Annotated in this window: 12 protein-coding genes and 5 pseudogenes; 10 read left to right on the forward strand and 7 right to left on the reverse strand. The window is 58.3% G+C overall.

Going from position 1 to position 19,944, the window contains the following annotated elements; all coding sequences use genetic code 11:
• Window positions 1-9 precede the first annotated feature (9 nt).
• The 3 genes from GHO42_RS16185 (at window position 10) to GHO42_RS16195 (ending at window position 4,055) form a co-directional block, all read left to right on the forward strand.
• Window positions 10-1,485 carry a mannitol dehydrogenase family protein gene (locus GHO42_RS16185; protein ID WP_095000300.1) on the forward strand — a complete coding sequence of 492 codons (1,476 nt, stop codon included), beginning with the start codon at window positions 10-12 and terminating at the stop codon, window positions 1,483-1,485.
• A 132-nt stretch (window positions 1,486-1,617) separates the two neighbouring features.
• On the forward strand, window positions 1,618-3,111 hold the full coding sequence (xylB, locus tag GHO42_RS16190; RefSeq protein ID WP_133144579.1) for a xylulokinase: 1,494 nt from the start codon (window positions 1,618-1,620) through the stop codon (window positions 3,109-3,111).
• Between the two features lie 5 nt (window positions 3,112-3,116).
• On the forward strand, window positions 3,117-4,055 hold the full coding sequence (locus GHO42_RS16195; RefSeq protein ID WP_133144578.1) for a carbohydrate kinase: 939 nt from the start codon (window positions 3,117-3,119) through the stop codon (window positions 4,053-4,055).
• A 117-nt stretch (window positions 4,056-4,172) separates the two neighbouring features.
• Here the strand turns inward: GHO42_RS16195 and GHO42_RS16200 are convergent, their stop codons facing one another.
• On the reverse strand, window positions 4,173-5,474 hold the full coding sequence (locus GHO42_RS16200) for an OprD family porin (protein ID WP_133144577.1): 1,302 nt from the start codon (window positions 5,472-5,474) through the stop codon (window positions 4,173-4,175).
• 282 nt (window positions 5,475-5,756) lie between these two features.
• Here GHO42_RS16200 and GHO42_RS16205 point away from each other — a divergent pair.
• A pseudogene (locus GHO42_RS16205) lies at window positions 5,757-6,608 on the forward strand (sensor histidine kinase); the annotation flags it as partial.
• A 72-nt stretch (window positions 6,609-6,680) separates the two neighbouring features.
• Window positions 6,681-6,956 (forward strand): peptidylprolyl isomerase, encoded by a 276-nt coding sequence (locus GHO42_RS16210; RefSeq protein WP_083369510.1) that lies wholly within the window; start codon window positions 6,681-6,683, stop codon window positions 6,954-6,956.
• 61 nt (window positions 6,957-7,017) lie between these two features.
• Here the strand turns inward: GHO42_RS16210 and GHO42_RS16215 are convergent, their stop codons facing one another.
• The 4 genes from GHO42_RS16215 to GHO42_RS16230 form a co-directional block, all read right to left on the reverse strand.
• Window positions 7,018-9,270: an ATP-dependent DNA helicase gene (locus GHO42_RS16215; protein ID WP_133144576.1), complete on the reverse strand. Its 2,253-nt coding sequence runs from the start codon at window positions 9,268-9,270 to the stop codon at window positions 7,018-7,020.
• Window positions 9,267-10,916 (reverse strand): VRR-NUC domain-containing protein, encoded by a 1,650-nt coding sequence (locus GHO42_RS16220; RefSeq protein ID WP_178126929.1) that lies wholly within the window; start codon window positions 10,914-10,916, stop codon window positions 9,267-9,269. The genes GHO42_RS16215 and GHO42_RS16220 overlap by 4 nt, the downstream gene beginning before the upstream one ends.
• A gap of 152 nt (window positions 10,917-11,068) precedes the next feature.
• A complete protein-coding gene (locus GHO42_RS16225; RefSeq protein WP_232527587.1) occupies window positions 11,069-12,508 on the reverse strand; it encodes a hypothetical protein in 1,440 nt (479 codons plus the stop codon).
• A gap of 331 nt (window positions 12,509-12,839) precedes the next feature.
• Window positions 12,840-13,862, reverse strand: coding sequence for a zinc-dependent alcohol dehydrogenase family protein (locus GHO42_RS16230; protein ID WP_095017976.1), 1,023 nt, complete (start codon window positions 13,860-13,862; stop codon window positions 12,840-12,842).
• 278 nt (window positions 13,863-14,140) lie between these two features.
• Between GHO42_RS16230 and GHO42_RS16235 the strand changes: the two genes are divergently transcribed.
• From GHO42_RS16235 to GHO42_RS26155, 3 genes and pseudogenes are all read left to right on the forward strand, one after another.
• Window positions 14,141-15,055 carry a LysR family transcriptional regulator gene (locus GHO42_RS16235; RefSeq protein ID WP_133144574.1) on the forward strand — a complete coding sequence of 305 codons (915 nt, stop codon included), beginning with the start codon at window positions 14,141-14,143 and terminating at the stop codon, window positions 15,053-15,055.
• Window positions 15,056-15,206: 151 nt separating this feature from the next.
• Window positions 15,207-16,478 (forward strand): integrase arm-type DNA-binding domain-containing protein, encoded by a 1,272-nt coding sequence (locus GHO42_RS16240; RefSeq protein ID WP_153326065.1) that lies wholly within the window; start codon window positions 15,207-15,209, stop codon window positions 16,476-16,478.
• Between the two features lie 101 nt (window positions 16,479-16,579).
• Window positions 16,580-16,801: pseudogene (locus GHO42_RS26155) on the forward strand (integrase); the annotation flags it as partial.
• 112 nt (window positions 16,802-16,913) lie between these two features.
• Here the strand turns inward: GHO42_RS26155 and GHO42_RS16245 are convergent.
• Window positions 16,914-17,378, reverse strand: a complete 465-nt coding sequence (locus GHO42_RS16245) for an Lrp/AsnC family transcriptional regulator (RefSeq protein WP_080641099.1) — start codon at window positions 17,376-17,378, stop codon at window positions 16,914-16,916.
• Window positions 17,379-17,496: 118 nt separating this feature from the next.
• Here GHO42_RS16245 and GHO42_RS16250 point away from each other — a divergent pair.
• Window positions 17,497-17,880, forward strand: a pseudogene (locus tag GHO42_RS16250) (AzlC family ABC transporter permease); the annotation flags it as partial.
• A gap of 51 nt (window positions 17,881-17,931) precedes the next feature.
• A pseudogene (locus GHO42_RS16255) lies at window positions 17,932-18,812 on the forward strand (tyrosine-type recombinase/integrase); the annotation flags it as partial.
• Here the strand turns inward: GHO42_RS16255 and GHO42_RS16260 are convergent.
• Window positions 18,804-19,825, reverse strand: a pseudogene (locus GHO42_RS16260) (transposase); the annotation flags it as partial. The pseudogenes GHO42_RS16255 and GHO42_RS16260 overlap by 9 nt on opposite strands.
• Window positions 19,826-19,944: the final 119 nt, after the last annotated feature.

Consider the following 19,944-nt stretch of genomic DNA (forward strand, 5'->3'; position numbering starts at 1 on the left):
GATTGCCCCATGAAACTCAATCGCCGAAACCTCGACACCCTTACCAACCTGGTGGCCAAACCCACCTACCTTGGCAGCGATACCCGGCAGGGCATTGCCCACATCGGCGTGGGCGGATTTCATCGCGCCCACCAGGCGTACTACACCGATGCCCTGATGAACCGGGGCCAGGATCTGGACTGGAGCATCTGCGGCATCGGTCTGCGGGGCGAAGACCGCAAGGTGCGCGACGCTCTGGCCGGTCAAGACTACCTCTATACCCTGTTCGAACTGGGCGACAGCGACGACACCCAAAGCCGCATCATCGGCTCTATCAGCGGCATGCTGCTGGCCGAAGACGGCATCAATGCACTGATCGACAAGCTGGCCAGCCCGGCCATTCGCATCGTTTCGCTGACCATCACCGAGGGCGGCTATTGCATCGATGACAGCAGCGGCGAATTTATGTCTGCACTGCCACAGATCCAGCACGACCTCACCCACCCCGAAGCACCGACAACCGTGTTTGGTGTGCTATGCGCCGCCCTGGCCCGACGCCAGGCCAGCGGTATCCGGGGCTTTACCCTGATGTCCTGCGATAACCTGCCCCACAACGGCGCTGTCGCGCGCAAGGCCCTGCTGGCTTTTGCCGCGCTGCGCGGTGCTGAACTACATGATTGGATCGCTGCCAATGTCAGCTTTCCAAATGCCATGGTGGATCGCATCACGCCCATGACCAGTAACGCCCATCGTTTGCAACTGCATGACCAACTGGGTATAGACGACGCCTGGCCGGTGGTCTGCGAGCCGTTTATCCAGTGGGTACTCGAAGACAAATTTGCCTGCGGCCGCCCGGCATGGGAAACCGTGGGCGTACAGCTCACCGACGACGTCACGCCTTATGAAGAGATGAAAATCAAACTGCTCAATGGCAGTCATCTGGCATTGACGTACCTGGGGTTCCTCAAGGGCTATCGGTTTGTTCACGAAACCATGGGCGATCCCCTGTTCGTGACGTATATGCGTGCCTACATGGATCAGGACGTAACGCCGCAACTGGCGCCGGTGCCCGGCATTGACCTGACGGCCTACAAGAACACCCTGGTGGAACGCTTTTCCAATCAGGCCATTGCCGACCAGTTGGAGCGCGTGTGCTCGGATGGCTCGTCGAAGCTTCCCAAGTTCACCGTGCCTGCCATCAACCGGCTGATCAGCGATGGTGGCGAGTTGAAACGTGCGGCACTGGTGGTTGCAGCCTGGGCGCTGTATCTCAAGGGAGTTGATGAAAATGGGCTGCACTATGCCATTCCCGACCCGCGAGCGGAGTTTTGTCAGGCCCTGGTGGCGGATGATGAGTTGATCGTGCAGCGATTATTGAGCGTTGAAGAGATCTTTGGCGGCGCCATTCCCCGGTCTGCCGAGTTTGTGGCTGCGTTCGAGTGGTGCCTGAACAGCTTGCGTGATGTCGGGGTGAGCAAAACCCTGGAAAATCTGCTTCATCTTTGAAGCCCACCCAGCCCTCTCTGGCAGAGGGTGCTGAATTGAGCAGTCGCAAGTGCACCGTTATCCCCGATCAGTCCCTTATCCCTGCGGAAAGGGTCTGTTAGAGGCTTTTGATCTGGCTAAGAGCAGGTTCCCATGAGCACAACCCACTTATACCTGGGCATCGATTGCGGCACCCAGGGCACCAAGGCCCTGATCCTCGACAGCGAGTCCGGCCAGGTGCTCGGGCTGGGCAGCGCCCCACACACGTTAATCCAGGGCGCACAGGGGCGGCGCGAGCAGGATCCCGGGCAATGGCTGGATGCATTGCAACACGCCACCCGCCAGGCCCTGACCCAAGCCGGCATCAGCGGCCAGCAGATTCAGGGCATAGGCGTGTCCGCACAACAACACGGGCTGGTGCTGCTCGATAGCCAAGGCGATGTATTGCGCCCGGCCAAACTGTGGTGTGACACCGAGTCAACTGGCGAAAACAACCAACTGTTAGAATGGCTGGGCGGCGAAACCGGCTCCCTGGAGCGGCTGGGCCTGGTGATCGCGCCAGGCTACACGGTCTCCAAGCTGCTCTGGACAAAACACCATCATCCTCAGATTTTGGCACGCACTGCCCATATCCTGTTACCCCATGACTACCTGAATTTCTGGCTGACCGGACGCTGCTGCAGCGAATACGGTGATGCGTCCGGCACCGGTTATTTCAACGTGCGCACTCGCCAGTGGGATCGCGAACTGTTGCATCATATCGATCCCGACGGCCATCTGGAGCAGGCGCTGCCCGAGCTGATCGAGCCCCGCCAACCGGTCGGGCGTATCCGCCCGCTTATCGCGCAGTTGCTGGGACTGAACCCCGATGCCGTGGTTTCCAGCGGGGGCGGCGACAATATGATGGCAGCCATTGGCACCGGCAATATCGAACCCGGAATCATCACCATGAGCCTGGGCTCGTCGGGTACGGTGTATGCCTTTGACCCGCAGCCACAGGCCCGCCCTGAGGCCTCAGTGGCCAACTTCTGCTCGAGCACCGGCGGCTGGCTGCCGCTGATCTGTACCCTGAACCTGACCAATGTCACCGGTGCCGTGCGCGAGCTGTTCGGCTTGTCTCTGGAGGGTTTCAACCATATGGCCAGGCAGGCACCCGCAGGCGCAGAGGGCGTCAGTCTGCTGCCCTTCCTCAACGGCGAGCGGGTGCCTGCCCTGCCCGATGCCACCGGAAATTTTCAGGGCCTTACACTGACCAACATGACCCAGGCCAATCTGTGCCGCGCAGCCATTGAAGGCACCACCTATGGCTTGCGCTACGGCCTCGATCTGCTGCGCCGCAACGGCCTGCAAAGCCACGTCATCCGCCTGGTAGGCGGCGGTTCAAAAAGCCCCCTGTGGCGCCAGTTAGTGGCCGATATCATGGCCACCCCGGTAGTCTGCCCTGAGCAGAGCGAAGCAGCCGCACTGGGGGCTGCAATTCAGGCTGCCTGGTGTGTGGCTGCTGACTCACCGACACTGGCTGATCTGTGCCGGCGTTGCGTGCGCCTGGATCCTGCGGGTGAAACCCGGCCCGAGGCCGATAACGTCCGGGCCTACGAGCACTTCTATCAACGCTACCGACTACAGGTCGCAGCCTTAACCGAGTAAATGTTATGTATCTGGTATGCGGAGAAGCCTTATTCGATTTTTTTGCCCGGTCGCCTGAGAGTACGCCGACGGGCCAGGTGGACTTCAAGGCCATTGCCGGCGGCTCACCCTTCAACGTGGCGGTGGGCCTGCGCCGCCTGGGCGTCGACACGGCACTGTTTGCCGGGCTGTCGACCGACTACCTGGGCCAGCGGCTGAAACAGGTGCTGGTGAATGAAGGCGTGAGCACGCGATACCTGCATGATCTGGACGCGCCCACCACGCTGGCCATGGTCGCGCTGGATGCCAACGGCTCGCCCGCCTACAGCTTTCGCGGTGAAGGCTGCGCCGACCGGCAATTGCACGCCCATCACCTGCCGCTGCTGGGGCCCGAGGTGCGGGGTGTGCATGTGGGGTCTTTTTCGTTGGTGGTGCAGCCGGTGGGCGATACGTTGCTGGCACTGGTCAAGCGCGAGAGCGGGCAACGGCTGATCAGCCTTGACCCCAATGTGCGCCTTAATCCAGAGCCGGACATCGAACGCTGGCGTCAGCGGATCAAGGAACTGATCCCCTATGCCGATGTGATCAAGGTCAGCGATGAAGACCTGGAGCTGCTGTACCCGGGACAGGACGCGCAGCAGATCGCCCGGTCATGGCTCAACCATCGTTGCCAACTGGTGTTTTTAACCCGGGGCAGCCAGGGCGCCAGTGTGTTCAGTCGCGAACATGGCCAGCGTTCGGTGCCCGCCAGCCTGGTGGATGTAGCCGATACCGTGGGCGCGGGGGATACCTTCCAGGCCGCAGTGATTGCATGGTTGACCGGGCATGGGCTGGACTCGATCAAAGGCATACAGGGCCTGAGTGCGGTGCAACTGGACGCCCTGCTCGACTTCGCCAGCCGTGCCGCAGCCCTGACCTGCAGTAAAACCGGCCCGGACCTGCCCTACCGCGAACAGCTGCTATAACCGTTGTAGCCGCAGAGGAGCGAACGAGGCAGCGATAAGGGCCGCAGGACCTTCAATATTTCAGGGTCGCTGCGCAACCCATCGCCGCCTCGCTTCGCTCCTCAGCGGCTACAGCCCTTACCAGATCGACAGGTTATAGCTGACGATCAAACGGGTCTCATCCACGTCACGGGCAAACTGGGAGTAGTTGGTGCGGTAGGTGGCATTACGCAAGCGCAGGCTGACGTCCTTGAACGTACCGCTTTGCACGATGTATTTCAGCTCGCTGTCACGCTCCCACTCCTTGCCCTCTTCGCTGCTGCCCACCACCTTGATATGGTCGCCGTTGACATAACGGGCCAGGAACGACAGACCGTCGATGCCGATGGCCTTGAAGTCGTAGTCGTAACGCAGTTGCCAGGAACGCTCCTGAGCGTTGGCAAAGTCGTTGACCTGCAGGTAGTTGACCAGATACGGGTTGCTGCCATCCAGGTACGGCATTGAAGTATCGCCGTTCATGCGCTGCCAGCCAGCACTGATCTTGTGCCCGCCCAGTGCATAGCCGAGCATGGCGCCCAATGCGCGGTTGTCGATAGTGCCAGCTTTGGCCGAACCCGAGTCATCACTTTTCAGCAAGCGCACATCGGCGGACAACACACCCGGACCGACCGGTTGATTGGCCTGCAAACCGACAAACTGCTGGCGATAGATATCCTGCAATTCACCGTAGTGGTATTGCGCAGTCAGATGCTCGTTAACCTTGTAGTCCAGACCATACATGCTGAAGTGATCAGCGGTGATATTGCAGCCATAACGCTTGTTTTTGCAGTTCAGGCGCAGGTCCTGGGAGTCGGTGGAGTCCCGGGCGGTATAACGGTCAAGGCGCGAGGCCATGAACTTGAGATCCCTGATTTCCTGGGATACCAGCATGGCGCCATTGAACATGTTTGGCAGTAAACGGCCATCATTGTATTTGAGCAACGGCAGATCAGGCAGCAGCGCGCCGTATTTGAGCACGGTGTCGGATACGCGCATTTTTGCTGTCAGGCCAAATTTGGCGTACTGATCCTTGGAACGACGCGGGTCGCTGCCGGTCGAAGGCAGCAGGCCACTATTGCTGTCGGCCGGGCTGGAATCCAGCTTCAGGCCCAGCATGCCCAGTGCATCCAGGCCAAAACCGACGGTGCCCTCGGTATAGCCCGATTGCAGATTGAGGATAAACCCTTGCGCCGTTTCATCGCGCTTGGAGGCGCCCTGGGGGTTTGAGCTGCTACCATCGCGAAAATCGCGATTGAAGTACACCGTACGTGCTTCCAGTCTGGCGCTGCTGTCTTCAAAAAAGCCGCCGGCCTGTGACGGTGCGGCAAAGCCGGCACACACTGCCAGCGCGCCCAAGTGTGCTACCCGGCGATGCGCCAACAATGAAAAAGGATGAACCATGTACAAGCTCCAGCAGCCAATCATTGGCAGGGTGAAAACGACCGAAGACACGCTCGGATACAAAGTGAGCGTCCTCAATCAAAAAAAGGGGCGCAATTGTACGAAAGGCTAAGCTGGAGCCTCATTCGACCTTAGTCGCACGGTCAAGACCGGGCTTTGCAGCAAGGCTGACAGCCTTGTACCGGTATGCGGCCTTAAACAGACCGACTTACAGATTCAAATTCAGGACCTACCATGCCAATCAAGAGTTCAAGGCGCCACCAACGCTTGCAGGCCAGCGCCACCGAACAAGCTTTGCTTGAGCTTAACGAAACCCTTGAGGAGCGTGTGGCCGAGCGTACCCGGGCATTGGCCGAGGCCAATATGCAATTGCAGCTCGAGATACAGGAGCGGGCCCGTGCTGAGGAAGCCCTGCGCCACGGGCAAAAAATGGAGGCGGTAGGGCAATTGACGGGCGGCATCGCCCATGATTTCAACAATATGCTCACTGGCATTATCGCCAGCCTGGACCTGATGAAACGCTACATCGCGGCAGGCCGTATTGACGAGGTCGAGCGTTTTGCCGATGCCGCCGTCAACTCAGCGCAGCGCGCCGCCGCGCTGACCAACCGCTTGCTGACGTTCTCCCGTCGCCAGTCGCTGGATCGCAAGCCGCTGGACCCCAATCAGCTGGTGAAATCACTGCAGGAATTGTTCAGCAGCAGCAAAGGCGCGAATATCGACCTGATCCTGGAACTGGGGCAAAACATCTGGCCGGTCAATACTGACAGCGGCCAGCTCGAAAGTGCCCTGCTCAATCTGATGATCAATGCCCGGGATGCGATGCCCGACGGTGGCACCCTGGTGGTCAAAACCGCCAATCATTACCTCAATGCCAGCGATCTCGGCACTCTGGAATCAGTCAGCTCCGGGGATTACGTCATGCTCGAGGTCAGTGACAACGGCACCGGTATGAGCCCGCGGGTCCTCGCCAGGGCCTTTGACCCGTTTTTCACCACCAAGCCCGTGGGCCAGGGAACCGGGCTTGGGCTATCGATGATTTACGGCTTTGCCCAGCAGTCCGGCGGGCATGTCAGCATCAACAGCCTGAGCGGATGCGGCACCCGTGTGTGCTTGTACCTGCCGCGCCATCATCACCCGGAGGCGAAAACTCAGGCATAATCCGCGCCCGCGCACTATGCCCCACTGTTCCAAGGTACAGATCACATGAAAGCTCAAGCCCGCCATATTTTGGTGAAAACAGCCGAAGAGGCCGAATCGCTCAAACAACGCATCGCCAAAGGCGAAGCCTTCGATGTGCTGGCGAAAAAATTCTCCACCTGCCCGTCAGGCAAACGCGGCGGCGATCTGGGCGAAGTGAGGCCCGGGCAGATGGTTGGCATCATTGACCAGATCATCTTCAAAAAACCGCTGCGGGTGGTGCATGGCCCGGTCAAGAGCAAGTTCGGCTATCACTTGGTGCAAGTCTTTTACCGCGACTGAACAGCCCCCTGCCCTCTGACGGCACCCTCGAAGACAGGGTTTGGGGTACTCGAGATTTCGTTCACTGCAGTCGCCACCAGCGCGGCAGCAGTTGCTGCACCTTCGGCTCGGCAAAACGGTCATCAATCAGAAACAGCGTCCCCTGATCGTTCTGGGTGCGAATTACCCGGCCGGCGGCCTGCACCACTTTCTGCACACCCGGATAAAGGTAGGTGTAGTCATAACCGGCGCCAAACCGTGCCGCCATGCGCTGTTTGATCTGTTCATTGACCGGATTCAACTGGGCCAGACCGAGGGTGGCGACAAAAGCACCAATCAGCCGCGCGCCAGGCAAATCAATGCCTTCACCGAATGCCCCGCCCAGCACGGCAAAACCAACGCCCTGACTGGTCAGGGTGAACTGGTCGAGAAAGTCCTGACGTGCTGCTTCGTCCATTCGTCGTGCCTGCAGCCATCGTGATATCGACGGATGGCGCTCGGCCAGTAGTTCGGCAACCTGTTGCATATAATCAAAACTGCTGAAAAACGCCAGATAGTTGCCCGGACGCTGGCCGAACTGCCTGGCAATCAGCTCCACAATCGGCTCCAGCGAAGCCTGACGATGGACAAAACGGGTGGATATGCGGCTCACCACCTGCACGTCCAGTTGCTCGGCGCCAAATGGCGATTCGACATCCATCCATAGCGCATCCTCCGGCAAGCCCAACAGATTGGCGTAATAGGTTTGCGGGCTGAGGGTGGCAGAAAACAGCACATTGCTGTGAGCACTCGCCAGACGCGGGCCGATAAAACCGGCAGGCACAATGTTGCGCAGATTGAGTTGCGAGAGGCGGCGCTTGCCGCCTTCAACCAGGCTAACGTCGAACAGGAAATTGTCATCGAACAACTCCGCCACCCGATTGAACTGCAAGGCTTCGAAGTAGAACGCCTGCAGGTTTCCCGCCAGCCCATGGGGGTGATCGTTGAGGTAATCGCCTATGGCGGTGATGCAGGAAGACAAGGCATTCAGCCATTTGGCTGGCAGTTGCGGGTATGCCTGATAGGGGCCCGCCTGCGCCTTGTGCAGGGCACTCCATTCGCGGTCAAGGCGTATGAAGGGTTTGTCCAGCGGTGCCGGAGCCGTGTGCCGTACGCTGTTGAGGGTCTGCTGATCGAGGCTTGCGCTGTACATCCCGCGCGCCCGCTCGACCAGGTTATGGGCTTCATCCACCAGGGTCCCGACCCGCCATTGGTTGGCCTGGGCCAGACCATAAAGCAAGGCACTGAAGTCGAAGTAATAGTTGTAATCGGCAATCACCAGATCAGCCCAGCGCGCCATCTCCTGACTCAGGTAATAAGGACAGACCTCGTGCTCCAACGCGACATTGCGCAGGCTCTTCTGATCGAGGGGGGTTTGGCCAATCGCAGCCCTTCGCGCAGCGGGTAAACGATCGTAGAAGCCTCTGGCCAGAGGGCAAGAGTCACCATTGCAGGCGTTTTGCGGGTATTCACAGGCCTTGTCTCGCGCCACCAGCTCCAGCACCCGTAACGGAGCGTCCTGCCCCTTGGGAAAAAGCACCTGAATCGCATCGAGGGCGAGTTTGCGCCCCGGCGTCTTGGCCGTCAGAAACAGCAGCTTGTCGAGCTGCTGGCCGGGCATGGCCTTGAGCAACGGAAACAGGGTACCGATGGTTTTGCCGATCCCGGTAGGTGCCTGGGCCATCAGGCAGCGCCCGGTGCTGACGGTCTTGTATACCGCTTCTGCCAAAGCCCGCTGCCCGGTTCGAAACTGCTCATGGGGAAAGGCCAGGGCACGGGCGGCAGCATTCCTGGCTGCACGATGGGCCATTTCCTGCTCGGCCCAGGCCAGGAACAGCCCGCATTGCAGCTCGAAAAATTGCTGCAGGTCCGATGCTGACCAGGTTTCCTGCAGGCGGGTTTCCTTTTCACTGATAATGTCAAAATACACCAGCGCCAGGTCAACCTGTGGCAACTGCAGGCTCTGGCACAATAACCAGCCATAGACCCGGGCCTGAGCCCAATGCAGTTGACGGTGGTTGGCCGGTATTGCAGTGAATTCGCCGCGAAAGGTTTTCACTTCTTCCAGGACATTGGCCGCGGGGTCATAACCGTCTGCACGACCGCGAACGCTCAAGGCGCCGAACTGTCCTTCCAGGCTCAGCTCCGCCTGATACTCCGGGCTGCGCCGCGAGGCAACCGTGCGATGCCCGGCTATGCCCTGTTGCGCCGTGGGCGAAGGGGTAAATCGCAAGTCCAGATCGCCAGTCTTGGCGGTGAATTCACACAAGGCACGCACTGCAACGCGATAATTCACCCTTGCAGCTCCTGCCATTGCACATAACACACGGTCACCGGCATCCCGTGCTCTTCACAAAAGGCCAGCCAGCGCAGTTGGTTGTCCTGCAGACGGTCACCCGGGTCTTTGACCTCAATCATGCGATAGGTGTGTTGCGCCGAAAAAAACTGGATCAGGTCGGGCATACCGCTGCGATTGGCCCTGATATCCAGCAACAGACGCCGAAACCAAAGTTTCAAGTGCGCAGGGGGCAAACACCGTAATGCCTCTTCCAGCAGGTTCTGATTCAGGTGATTCCAGGCCACGAAGTTAGACTGCACGCCAAATTTGGCAGCATAGGTGTCGCGGATAGTGGTCAGGTAACGGCCATCATCGAGCTGCGCCAGGCAAGCCTCGAACCTGTCGGCACGCTGCTGATAGAAATCATCTTCCAGCATGTCTGCCGGACCACTCTGATACGGGTGAAAAAAGGCGCCCGGCAAGGGTGCGAAAATCGCCGGCCAACACAGCAGACCGAAGAGCCCGTTAACCAGGGTGTTTTCCACGTAATGCACAGGCGCTGCAGCGCTGTGCAAGTGCGCGGCAGCCATTAGCTCGACACTGGCCGCTTCGTCCCGTGGCAGGCTCAGGTCGAGCCGGTCGGGCGCCATTGCCTGGGCCACGGGCAATGGCGCCAAGCCCAGCTTGCGGCGCAAGCGCGGGATGATTCGTCGCAGATGCTGAAGCTCGGCATCAGTCAGTGGGGCCTGTTGCGCGTCTTCGGCCAGCTGCAATGCCGGTGCATAGTGCGCCTGACGTTCGAGCACGCGAATGCTGCGCTGGCGTGCCTCGGGGTGCAGGCTGTGCTGATAGACCTCCAGTGCCCGCGTCAGATCCCCTGCCCGCTCCAGATGCTGACCCAGCTGAAACAACAAGCGCCCGCGGCGCCGTTGCAGCCAGCGGTTGCCTGCCTGGTAGTCGAGCACCTGTTGCAGCACGGCAGCGGCATCGCCACTGAGCTCAAATTGCTCGCGACAGGCATGGAGCTGCAAATAGCCCTCTATATCGGCCCGGCACCCCAGAGCACGGGACTCGTGGCTGAAATCGACCTTCTCATAGGTAAACAGGCCGAGGTCGGCCAGTACCAGATCGGACCAGCTCTGCCCCAGGTTGCCAAAAAACATCAGCCGCAGGCGGTCACACAGCGCTCGGTGGTTGAGGGTGTAAAGCGGCTCGGTAAGGCCGGGATGCCATTGGGAAAGGGGTTGGCGCTGGGTAAAGTCGGCAGCCAGTTGCTCGAACCAGTCCGTTTTTTTACCCTTGGGTTGCGTGATACGGGCACTGAAACAGGCCAGGATTTCCGCTTTTTGCAGTACGTCAAACACGTCGGCCAAGGCCAAGGGCGCCTGATTATCCAGCCAGCCAAGGGCCAGCAAGGGGGCCGCCGCCAGCGCGGTATCACCGATTTCCGGGTAATTGAGCCTGCCGGCCCGGAAGTGATCGCCCTTGCGCATGATCATGCGCACCCACAGCGCTTGCGAGGAGCCGGGTAATTGGGCAAAACCTGCGATAAACCGTTGCTCGTCGACAGTCAGCACGTCTTCATAACGGGCAGCGATCCAGTCAAGCACATGCCGGAAGTTTTTCAGGTAGTAAAACGGGTCTTCGAGGGGATTGGAAATCACAGGCAGAACTAACCACTGAGCATGAATACTGGATATGCGTACAGATATCAGTTTGCCCGGGGCTCTGGCAAATGCTATTGGATGAGCGGTGCGTTCGCCGGGTCCCCGCCAGCAGGCCGGGGTGGTACTCACCCGCCCCCAAACCACCTGCCTTAGCCCGCAAGTACTGGGTGCCAGGGTTTTTTGCTTGGGTCGTGAGCGCACAATGTGGCAATCAGGGTGTTGCTTGTTCTCACGTCTGTTTTTTCCATGTGATAAAGCGCTTGCAACGATGCAAGGGGCAGTCCGCTTACAGACTCCAGCCAGGCGATATCGACCTGCGAAGAGCTGTCCGGGTCCATCAGTACCCGTCGAAACTCGTGGATGTATTGCAATTTTTCGGGGTAGCAGTTTTGTAGAAAGGACTCCAGGTCATCGGCTTTATTAACAAAAGGCGAACATATAAAGCAGCCCAACTGTTCATTATTGACACCGTGCAGTTCACCCAGGTACTGAGTGGCGACACCGTGCAACTTTCTAATTCGTTTCGGTGTATTGAACGAAGCGCCGAGCCTCTTTATCAATTGACCTTTAAACCGTTCATTGCACTGATTTTCCAGCGATGCACGGCGCAAGTAAGCATCCGCACCGACACTGTATTCCACCCCGTACTGGTAAGTGCCACGCAAACCCTGGAGGTGGGCAGCCACTAACACGACCGCCGCTTGCGGCTCCTCAATGTCCAGCATTTTTATATTCCATGGTCCCTCCACAAACATCAGTACCTGAGAACTCAACACGTCCGCTTCGTGGCATAAACAATCAAAAATATTGATCACGTCAATATCATTGCTGCCGCCACTGATTGCAGAAAACTCACCCCGATACGCGGGAGGCAATTTCAAGAACTCTTTATAGTCATCATCCAGCTTGCTGCACAACTTGACTGCGTTTTCAAAACTTTCATGGTCATCACCCGGCGGTGCATGCCCGTGCTGCTCTGCAACCTGCTGGATCCACGTCACGTATTGCCCCAGATGGCTGGGCGGGCGCCGGTCAATCAGGGCGTCCACCCTGGCGCCCCATCTGCATGCCTGACGGTACAGCTTGGCCCGGGCCAGCAGGTCGGAATAAAAGAATGTCGCTCTGGCGTCGCCTTGGGTCAGGTGTCCTGACATCAGCACCTGAGTACGATTCATCACCGAAGGCAGGCTCTCGAAAACCGTCTGTTTATGCAGCCTGGTTGTACTCTGCTCATCGACAATCAATAACTCGACACGCATATCTTCATAGATAAACAACTCGTTGCACTGGGTCTGAATTCGCTCCATCACATTGGCGGTCATGCGTGGCTGGCGCAGTATCGCAATGCGCAACTTGAACGTCTCTGGCGAGCGCCCGGCAATACTCAGTTGTGCGGCGCGTAAAAAAGCCAATGTATAGGCACACTCCTTGCCGCCCTCATGAACCACCATTACCCGGTAATTCCCTATGCGCTCCACGCCACCGGCCGCCACTAATAAACGTTGAATCAACAACTGCAATGCAATGCGCTCGGGACGACTGAAACACCCCAGAAGCCGATGCAGAACTTGTTGATACACAAAGCCCATGGCCTGTTCATGAAAGTTGTTCATGGATTATCCTCCGGATCGAGCTTCTTATTATCAGCACGCCCAATTAGACGCGCCCAGATTTACTGCAACTCTTGGACCCGGAAGAGACGAGACGCACATACGCACAGGAACAAACCTACAAAAACCACTCAATAGAATACATACTTTATTATGCTGCACTCTTATGACATGTTCTTCAGTCGCACTTTCTTTCTGGATAAAGCAATCCAAAAGTCCGCTGGGGCCAGACACAAAAAAATGCGGCCCTGAACACTATGTTCAGGGCCGCGTTTATGAGACGGGAAGTTTTGCGCAGCCTTGTCAGGCTTCAGGTCGCTGACACTTGCAAAGCAACTCGCCCCCGGCACGGACAACCATCCATATAACGATGGGCTTCTACAAAGTCCTCAAAAGGAAACACCTTGATCTCCAGCGGTGTGAGCACCCGGTCAGCAGTTAGCTGGTTGATATCACGCAAGGCACGTTTCATCGCCTCTTCGTCCTGTGCGATACCCAGCTCGGGCTTGCCAGTGAAGTTACCGATGCAGTGCACGAAGAACTTGATGTTCTTCTGAAAGCACGCACAGCCCGGAAACCCTGTCTGGTTACCGCCTTGCAAACCATACAGAACAAGGCTGCCACGAGGCGCCAGGACATCACCCAGCACTGACATTTGCGGGCCACCCAGACCATCGAGCACCACATCCACGCCCTTGTTGTCGGTGATCTTGTTGATCTGCATCAGCAAGTCCTGCTCTTCGGTGACAATCACCTTGTCGGCACCCAGTGCCAGCAGGCACTCGCGCTCACTGGCGTCCTTGGTCGCAGCAATCACCTTCAGGCCCATCGCCTTGCCCAACTGCACGAACGAAGGACCGGCGCAATGGCTGGCATCGGTGATCAGTACGGTCTGCCCGGGCTTGACCTGGGCCAGATCGACATATGCGAAATAGGCGATCAACAGCGGTGTGTAATGTACGCTGGCCTCTACCGCAGACAATACGTCCGGGTAGCGGGTCAGCGTGGAGCGTGGCATCAAAATCAGCTCGCCATAGGTCGGGTAGTCATTGGCGCTCTGGCCCGGAAAGCTGGCGACCTTGTCACCAATCGCCAGATCATCAACCCCGGCACCGACGGCGGTGACGATACCTGCCATTTCATGGCCGATACCCGCAGGCAAACGGGCGTGGCTGGGGGCCAGGTTCTGCCGCCAGAGCACGTCATACCAGCTGATGCCAATGGCTTGAACACGGACCTGCACTTCGCCGGGAGCAGGCGCGGCGACTTCGTGCTCTTCGCACTTGAGCACCTCGGCCGGACCAAACTTGTGAAAACGGATCGTGCGCGACATTACCAACCTCGCCTAATTAATCGCTAATACCACGGGACTTTATCCGGGCTTTGTGCGCAAGACTAACAGACAGCATTAATAGTCGACATGCCTGGCATTGATCCGCCGACAGGTTTACAGCGAGCAGAAGCCCTGAAAAACCGGGGAAACCACCATAAACAGGAGTTAAACCTCCTACAGTCAAGCAAGAAAGAAAATCTACCGAGTGACGAAAAAACAGTTTTGCCAGTAAGATCCGTTACCTCACTACCTGTTGAACCGACTGCGAAGCCTGCCCGATGAACCGTAACGACTTGCGTCGCGTCGATCTGAATCTGCTGATCGTCTTTGAAACCCTGATGCATGAACGCAGTGTGACCCGTGCAGCCGAGAAGCTGTTTCTGGGCCAGCCGGCCATCAGTGCGGCGCTGTCACGCTTGCGCAATCTGTTCGACGATCCGCTTTTTGTCCGTACCGGGCGCAGCATGGAGCCGACTGCCCGGGCGATCGAGATCTTTGCCCTGCTCTCGCCTGCCCTTGACTCGATTTCCACGGCGGTGAGCCGCGCTTCAGAGTTCAACCCGGCGACCAGCACCTCAGTGTTTCGTATCGGCTTGTCGGACGATGTCGAATTCGCCCTGCTGCCGCTGCTGCTCAAGCGCTTGCGTGCAGAAGCACCGGGTATCGTCCTGGTTGTCCGCCGCGTCAACTACATACTGATGCCGCCACTGCTGGCCTCGGGCGAGATTTCGGTGGGCGTCAGCTACACCAGCGACCTGCCTGCCAACGCCAAGCGCAAAGTACTGCGCCGTAGCCGTCCCAAACTGTTACGTGCCGACACCATGCCCGGCCCCCTGAGCCTGGACGACTTCTGCGAACGCCCCCACGCACTGGTGTCGTTCGCCGGTGACCTGAGCGGGTTTATCGATACCGAACTGGAAAAAATGGGCCGCAAACGTCATGTGGTGCTCGCCGTACCGCAGTTCAATGGCCTGAGCACCCTGCTGGCAGGGACCGATATCATCGCCACCGTGCCCGACTATACGGCTGAGGCCCTTACCGCAGCGGGGGGCGTACGTGCCGAAGATCCGCCGCTGAACACGCAAAGCTTCGAGTTGCATATGGCCTGGCGCGGCGCCCAGGACAACGATCCCGGGGAGCGCTGGTTGCGATCAAGGATTCAGATGTTTTTCGGGGATCCCGATAGCTTGTGACTGACTTCCATCTAGATCCACAAACACCAATAAAATCAGTGTCTTAATAAGATTTTACGTCCAAGGCCGTCCGTCGTATTCCGCTCATTTCCATTGCACCTGCGGGTATATTTTGGGGTACTTTTTCCGTTTCGAAAAAAAGTACCCGCATATGACGACCTCCCTCCCTACGCCTGCATTGCGGCGTAAACTCAGCGACGCCTACTTGCGTGCCATTGCTGAACCCGGCAAGTACGCCGACGGCGAGGTACCCGGTCTTTACTTACATGTTCAGGCCTCGCAGAAGTCGAACAAGCCTGCCGCAAAATACTGGCGGATGAGGTATCGGCTGAACGGCAAGGAAAATGTGTACGCGATTGGTCGGTATCCCGACATTGGCTTGAAAGACGCGCGCGACTTGGCCCGAGCCGCGCGCCAGAACGTAGCTCATCACGTCGCCCCGCTGAAGGCCAAACGCAAGAAAATCGCCGATCAGCTACTTAATGAGGAACGCACATTCAGATACGTCGCCGAACAGTGGCTGGCCTTCAAATCGCACGACCTCGTGAGCAAATCCCTCGCGGGCTTTCGCGGCGCTTTGAACAATCACATCCTGCCCACCATCGGCAGCATTCCCGTCAGCGAGATCAAACTGGACCACATCATCGAGATCATCGCTAGCCTGCGCCGAGCACGCACACTGGCCATGGCCAAGCGCGTGCGTACCATCATCCGTGCCGTGCTCGGTTTCGCTGAGGGTCGTGGCTGGGTGGAACGTAACGTGGCCCTGAGCAACACCGAAGAGCTCAAGGTTCGCCATGTGGTGACCAGTAATCCAGCGATCGAACGACCAGCCGATTTGGGTCACCTTTTGCTTCGTCTGGATGAGCTCAGCCCGAGCAGCGTGAGCACTGCGATGCGCTTGCTGGTCATGCTGCCGGTTCGCCCCGGCGAGCTGGTAAAAATGCGTTGGGAAGACGTCGACCTGGTCAGCGCCGACTGGCGCTATGTAGTAGGGAAAACCCGCCATCTGGATAAGAGCAAACACATCGTGCCACTGCCGGAGCAAGCCCTTGTGCTGTTGCGTGAACTACATGAACGGCGGGTGGTGGATGAAGCGCGGAATGGCTGGGTCTTTGTATCGCCGGTCTACCCAGGCTATCCAGTTGACGCCACATCCCTGGCCAAGGCCTACCAGCGGATCTGGCCGGAATACCGCATCACTGCGCACGGTTTCCGCGCCACCTACCGTACTATCGCTCACGAGCATTTGGGCATCGATCCGATTGTGCTGGAGTTGTCACTTTCCCACCGTATGCCAGGCGCTCTGGGCGCAGTGTATGCGCGCGCGCAGTTGCTGCCGCAGCGACGAGAAGCGGCGCAGCATTGGGCGGACTACCTCGATCGGCTCCGAAAAAATTCCAAACATGCAATAGCAGAATAGTTGTCGGGAAAGTACAGATCCTATCACCAGTGTACCCAGGGCGCCCAAACAATCCGACCTCGATGCTCAGGGCCCTCCAACGCATCTGGCCGGGATACAACATCACGGCCCACGGCTTTCGTGCCACCTACTGAACCATTGCCCACAAGCACCTGAGCATCGATGTCCTGGAACTCTCGCTGTCACATCGGATGCCAGGTGCCCTCGGCGCCGATAAGCCCGCGTCCAGCTTTTGAGTCAACGACGAGAGGCCGCGATAATTATGGGCTGACTATCTTGAGCAATTACGGGGGAATGCAGCCCATGATGGCCCAACGGAGTAGAGATGGTCTGATAGATGAGTTTCAGCGGTCGTTGTGCGAATCCAACTGACGCGAGAAATGAACAATTGTGCCGACAAAGTTCGTCAGCACGACAAGTGCGCCTAACAGCCATTCATACGGGTAGCTCAGTCGTCAGCTTGATTTTCTCCATCGGAACTTCGGTCTTAACGTTCTGCACCACGCTCAGGCTGGTCAGGTGGGCGATCTGGAAACGCCGGTAGGCTTCCAGGTCCGCCGCCACCACCCTCAACAGCAAATCACAGTCACCGGCCATCACATGGCACTCCACCACTTCGGGCAGCAGGCGCACGGCCTCGACGAATTCATCGGTGGTGTCCTGGTCCTGGCGCTTGAGCCACACGCGCACGAACAGGGTCAGACCCAGCGCCACCTTGGCTGGGTCGACCAGAGCGACATAACGCTCGATCACCCCCGCCTCCTCCAGCAACCGCACCCGCCGCAGGCAGGGGGACGGCGACAGTCCCACCTGCTTGGCCAGCTCCTGGTTCTGCAAACGGCCGTCCCGTTGCAGTGCCCGCAGGATACGGCGGTCGATGGCGTCGAGCTTGATGGACATGGAGAGCTCCGGGTCGGAAAATATTGGCAGCAGATGCCAAATCATGGGTTCTCATTAGCAACTACGCAAGCCTATTCCAGCCAACCCTTGGAATAATTCGCTTCCACTGGAGGTGACCATGACTGCCCTTGAACCCGTACTGAACAATCCCCCCACCCTTTCGCCGCCCGGCGAACTGCGCCGCGGTGCCGTGGCCGCCCTGCCGGTGCTGCTGGGTTTCATTCCCTTTGCCCTGGTACTGGGCGCTCAGGCGTCCCAGCATGACCTGAACGCTGGCGCGGTCGCGCTGATGACCGGGCTCAACTTCGGCGGTGGCTCGGAGTTCGCCGCCATCGAGCTGTGGACCTCGCCGCCAGCGGTGCTGGTGATCGTCGCCATGACCCTGCTGGTCAACAGCCGCCACCTGCTGATGGGCGCGACGCTGGCACCTTACCTGCGCCACCTGCCGCTGAAAAAGGTCCTCGGCGCACTGTTCTTCATGTGCGACGAGAGCTGGGCCATGGGCCTGGCCGATGCGCGCCAGCGCGGCGGCTCCAGCCTGCGCTACCACACCATGACGCCCGAAAAACCGCCTGCTTTCCGTCCAAAGCTCAGTGACGCCTTCATACATTCGCTGACCATATCAGGCAAGTACGCCGATGGCGACGTACCGGGTCTCTATCTCTAGGTGCGTGCGTCGCTCAAGCCTGGCAGATCACCCTCCCGGGATTGGCGACTGAGCTACCGCCTTCGCGGTAAGGAAAACGTGTTCGTGATCGGCAGGTAGCCGTATGTGGGCTTGAAGGAAGCCCGTGAGCTCGCTCGGACAGCGCGCAATAGTGCGACCAATTACATCGACCGATTCAAAGCCAAAAAAGCCAAGATCGAGGCGCAATTGCTCAACGAGACGCGTACGTTCGCCTACGTGGCCGAAGAGTGGATGAACTTCAAATTTCCGGATTTGGTCAACAAATCCATTGCAGGATTTCGCGGTGCACTGCGCAACCACATCTTACCGGTCATAGGCGAAAAACCTGTCACCGAAATCAGACTTGAACACATCACTTCGATCATCAGCACGCTGCGCCGTGCTCGAACGATGGCCATGGCCAAGCGGGTTCGCACCATCATTCGCGCAGTACTCGGCCTCGCTGAGGGCAGGAGCTGGGTGGAGCGCAACGTGGCGCTGAGCAACACCGAGGATCTCAAAATCCGCTACGTGGTCACCAGCAATCCCGCGATCGAACGACCGGCTGATTTGGGGCAGTTCTTGTTGCGTCTGGATGAACGCGACGTGAGCACCGTGACCACCGCAATGCGCCTGCGGGTGATGCTGCTAGCCCAGGCGAACTGGTGAAAATGCGCTGGGAGGATGTCGCTCTGATCAGCGCCGATTGGCGTTACATGGTCAGCAAGACGCGCTACCTAAACAAGAGCAAACACATCGTACCGATCCTGTTCAGCCTCGTAGGTAAAGTCCTTGCGCTCGAATAATGTCTCTCCGCCTGGGTTCGAGGTTCGGTTTGGCGGCACGTACGCGGTAATGGAGGCTTCCTCACATACTTGGAACTGCTGGCCATTCGAGTAACCCATGTCGGCTGTCACTGTCAGCGCTTCCTGCCCCAGTTCAGCCTTGGTAGCTTTAGGAAAGGGTTCAAGCCGCTTGCGGTCATCACCATCTTGCGTCACTTCGTGATGCAAGATGGGGCAGTATTCTGCATCGACAGCGGCCTGCACGTTATAGGCGACACGCGCTCCTTTTGGGGTACGCATCATTCGGGCATCGCTTTCGTGCGTGTTGAATTGCTCCAGCCCCATCGATTTCATCAAGGCCTGGCAAGTGCGGTTGGCTTGCTGCTTGCCACAAGCCTCGCCAGGGCCGCTTTGATCGCAGTGCGATCTACAACTTGCTCGCCCTCAGACTCGTCAGCGGCATCCAGATCAGCCAGATATTGGGCGATCCGCTTATCTAGCTTCTCGTCCTGACGCTTGAGTCAGATTCAAATGACGCCCGGGGACGCGATTGCCTGAAACTTACTGCCGTCGATCGCAACCAGGTCACCGGCAACCAAACCGGCAGTTCGGCAGAACTGCACAAAAGCCCGGCATTTCGTGACGAATGCAGCTTTGTTGTTCTTGCGGAAGTCGGCGATGGCCTTTAAGTCAGGTTTAAGCCAGTTGATCAGCCACATCACTTCGATGTTGCGCTGGCACTCGGCTTCCAGGCGCCGCGATGAACGGATGCGCTGAAAATAACCATAGAGGTAGAGTTTCAGGTGATCGGCGGGGTCATAGGCTGGGCGTCCAGCGGCCTTCGGCTGGGCTTTTTCGAAGCCGATCAGGCCCAGATCCAGCTTGGCGGCATATAGGTCGATGCCCCGTACGAGGTGATCTTCAGGGATCAATTCCTCCAAAGCGACCGGGAACAGGCTGGTCTGGCTGCGGGACTCTCCTTGTATATAGGCCATAACGAAAAATGCTCCGTGAATCGCCCCTAGTTTCGTAGACATCTCCAAGCCTTAAAATGAGGCCCATTAGGAGGTGCCATGAGCAACCAGCGATATCCCGAAGAATTCAAAATCCAGGC

It is taken from the genome of Pseudomonas sp. FSL R10-0056, assembly GCF_009600105.1.
Lineage (GTDB): Bacteria > Pseudomonadota > Gammaproteobacteria > Pseudomonadales > Pseudomonadaceae > Aquipseudomonas > Aquipseudomonas bubulae.

Excerpts from the sequence above, each read along its gene's own strand:
- GHO42_RS16185 (WP_095000300.1), top strand. The coding sequence starts at position 10 with ATGAAACTCAATCGCCGAAACCTCGACACCCTTACCAACCTGGTGGCC.
- xylB (WP_133144579.1), top strand. The coding sequence starts at position 1,618 with ATGAGCACAACCCACTTATACCTGGGCATCGATTGCGGCACCCAGGGC.
- GHO42_RS16195 (WP_133144578.1), top strand. The coding sequence starts at position 3,117 with ATGTATCTGGTATGCGGAGAAGCCTTATTCGATTTTTTTGCCCGGTCG.
- GHO42_RS16200 (WP_133144577.1), bottom strand. The coding sequence starts at position 5,474 with ATGGTTCATCCTTTTTCATTGTTGGCGCATCGCCGGGTAGCACACTTG.
- GHO42_RS16210 (WP_083369510.1), top strand. The coding sequence starts at position 6,681 with ATGAAAGCTCAAGCCCGCCATATTTTGGTGAAAACAGCCGAAGAGGCC.
- GHO42_RS16225 (WP_232527587.1), bottom strand. The coding sequence starts at position 12,508 with ATGGGCTTTGTGTATCAACAAGTTCTGCATCGGCTTCTGGGGTGTTTC.
- GHO42_RS16230 (WP_095017976.1), bottom strand. The coding sequence starts at position 13,862 with ATGTCGCGCACGATCCGTTTTCACAAGTTTGGTCCGGCCGAGGTGCTC.
- GHO42_RS16235 (WP_133144574.1), top strand. The coding sequence starts at position 14,141 with ATGAACCGTAACGACTTGCGTCGCGTCGATCTGAATCTGCTGATCGTC.
- GHO42_RS16240 (WP_153326065.1), top strand. The coding sequence starts at position 15,207 with ATGACGACCTCCCTCCCTACGCCTGCATTGCGGCGTAAACTCAGCGAC.
- GHO42_RS16245 (WP_080641099.1), bottom strand. The coding sequence starts at position 17,378 with ATGTCCATCAAGCTCGACGCCATCGACCGCCGTATCCTGCGGGCACTG.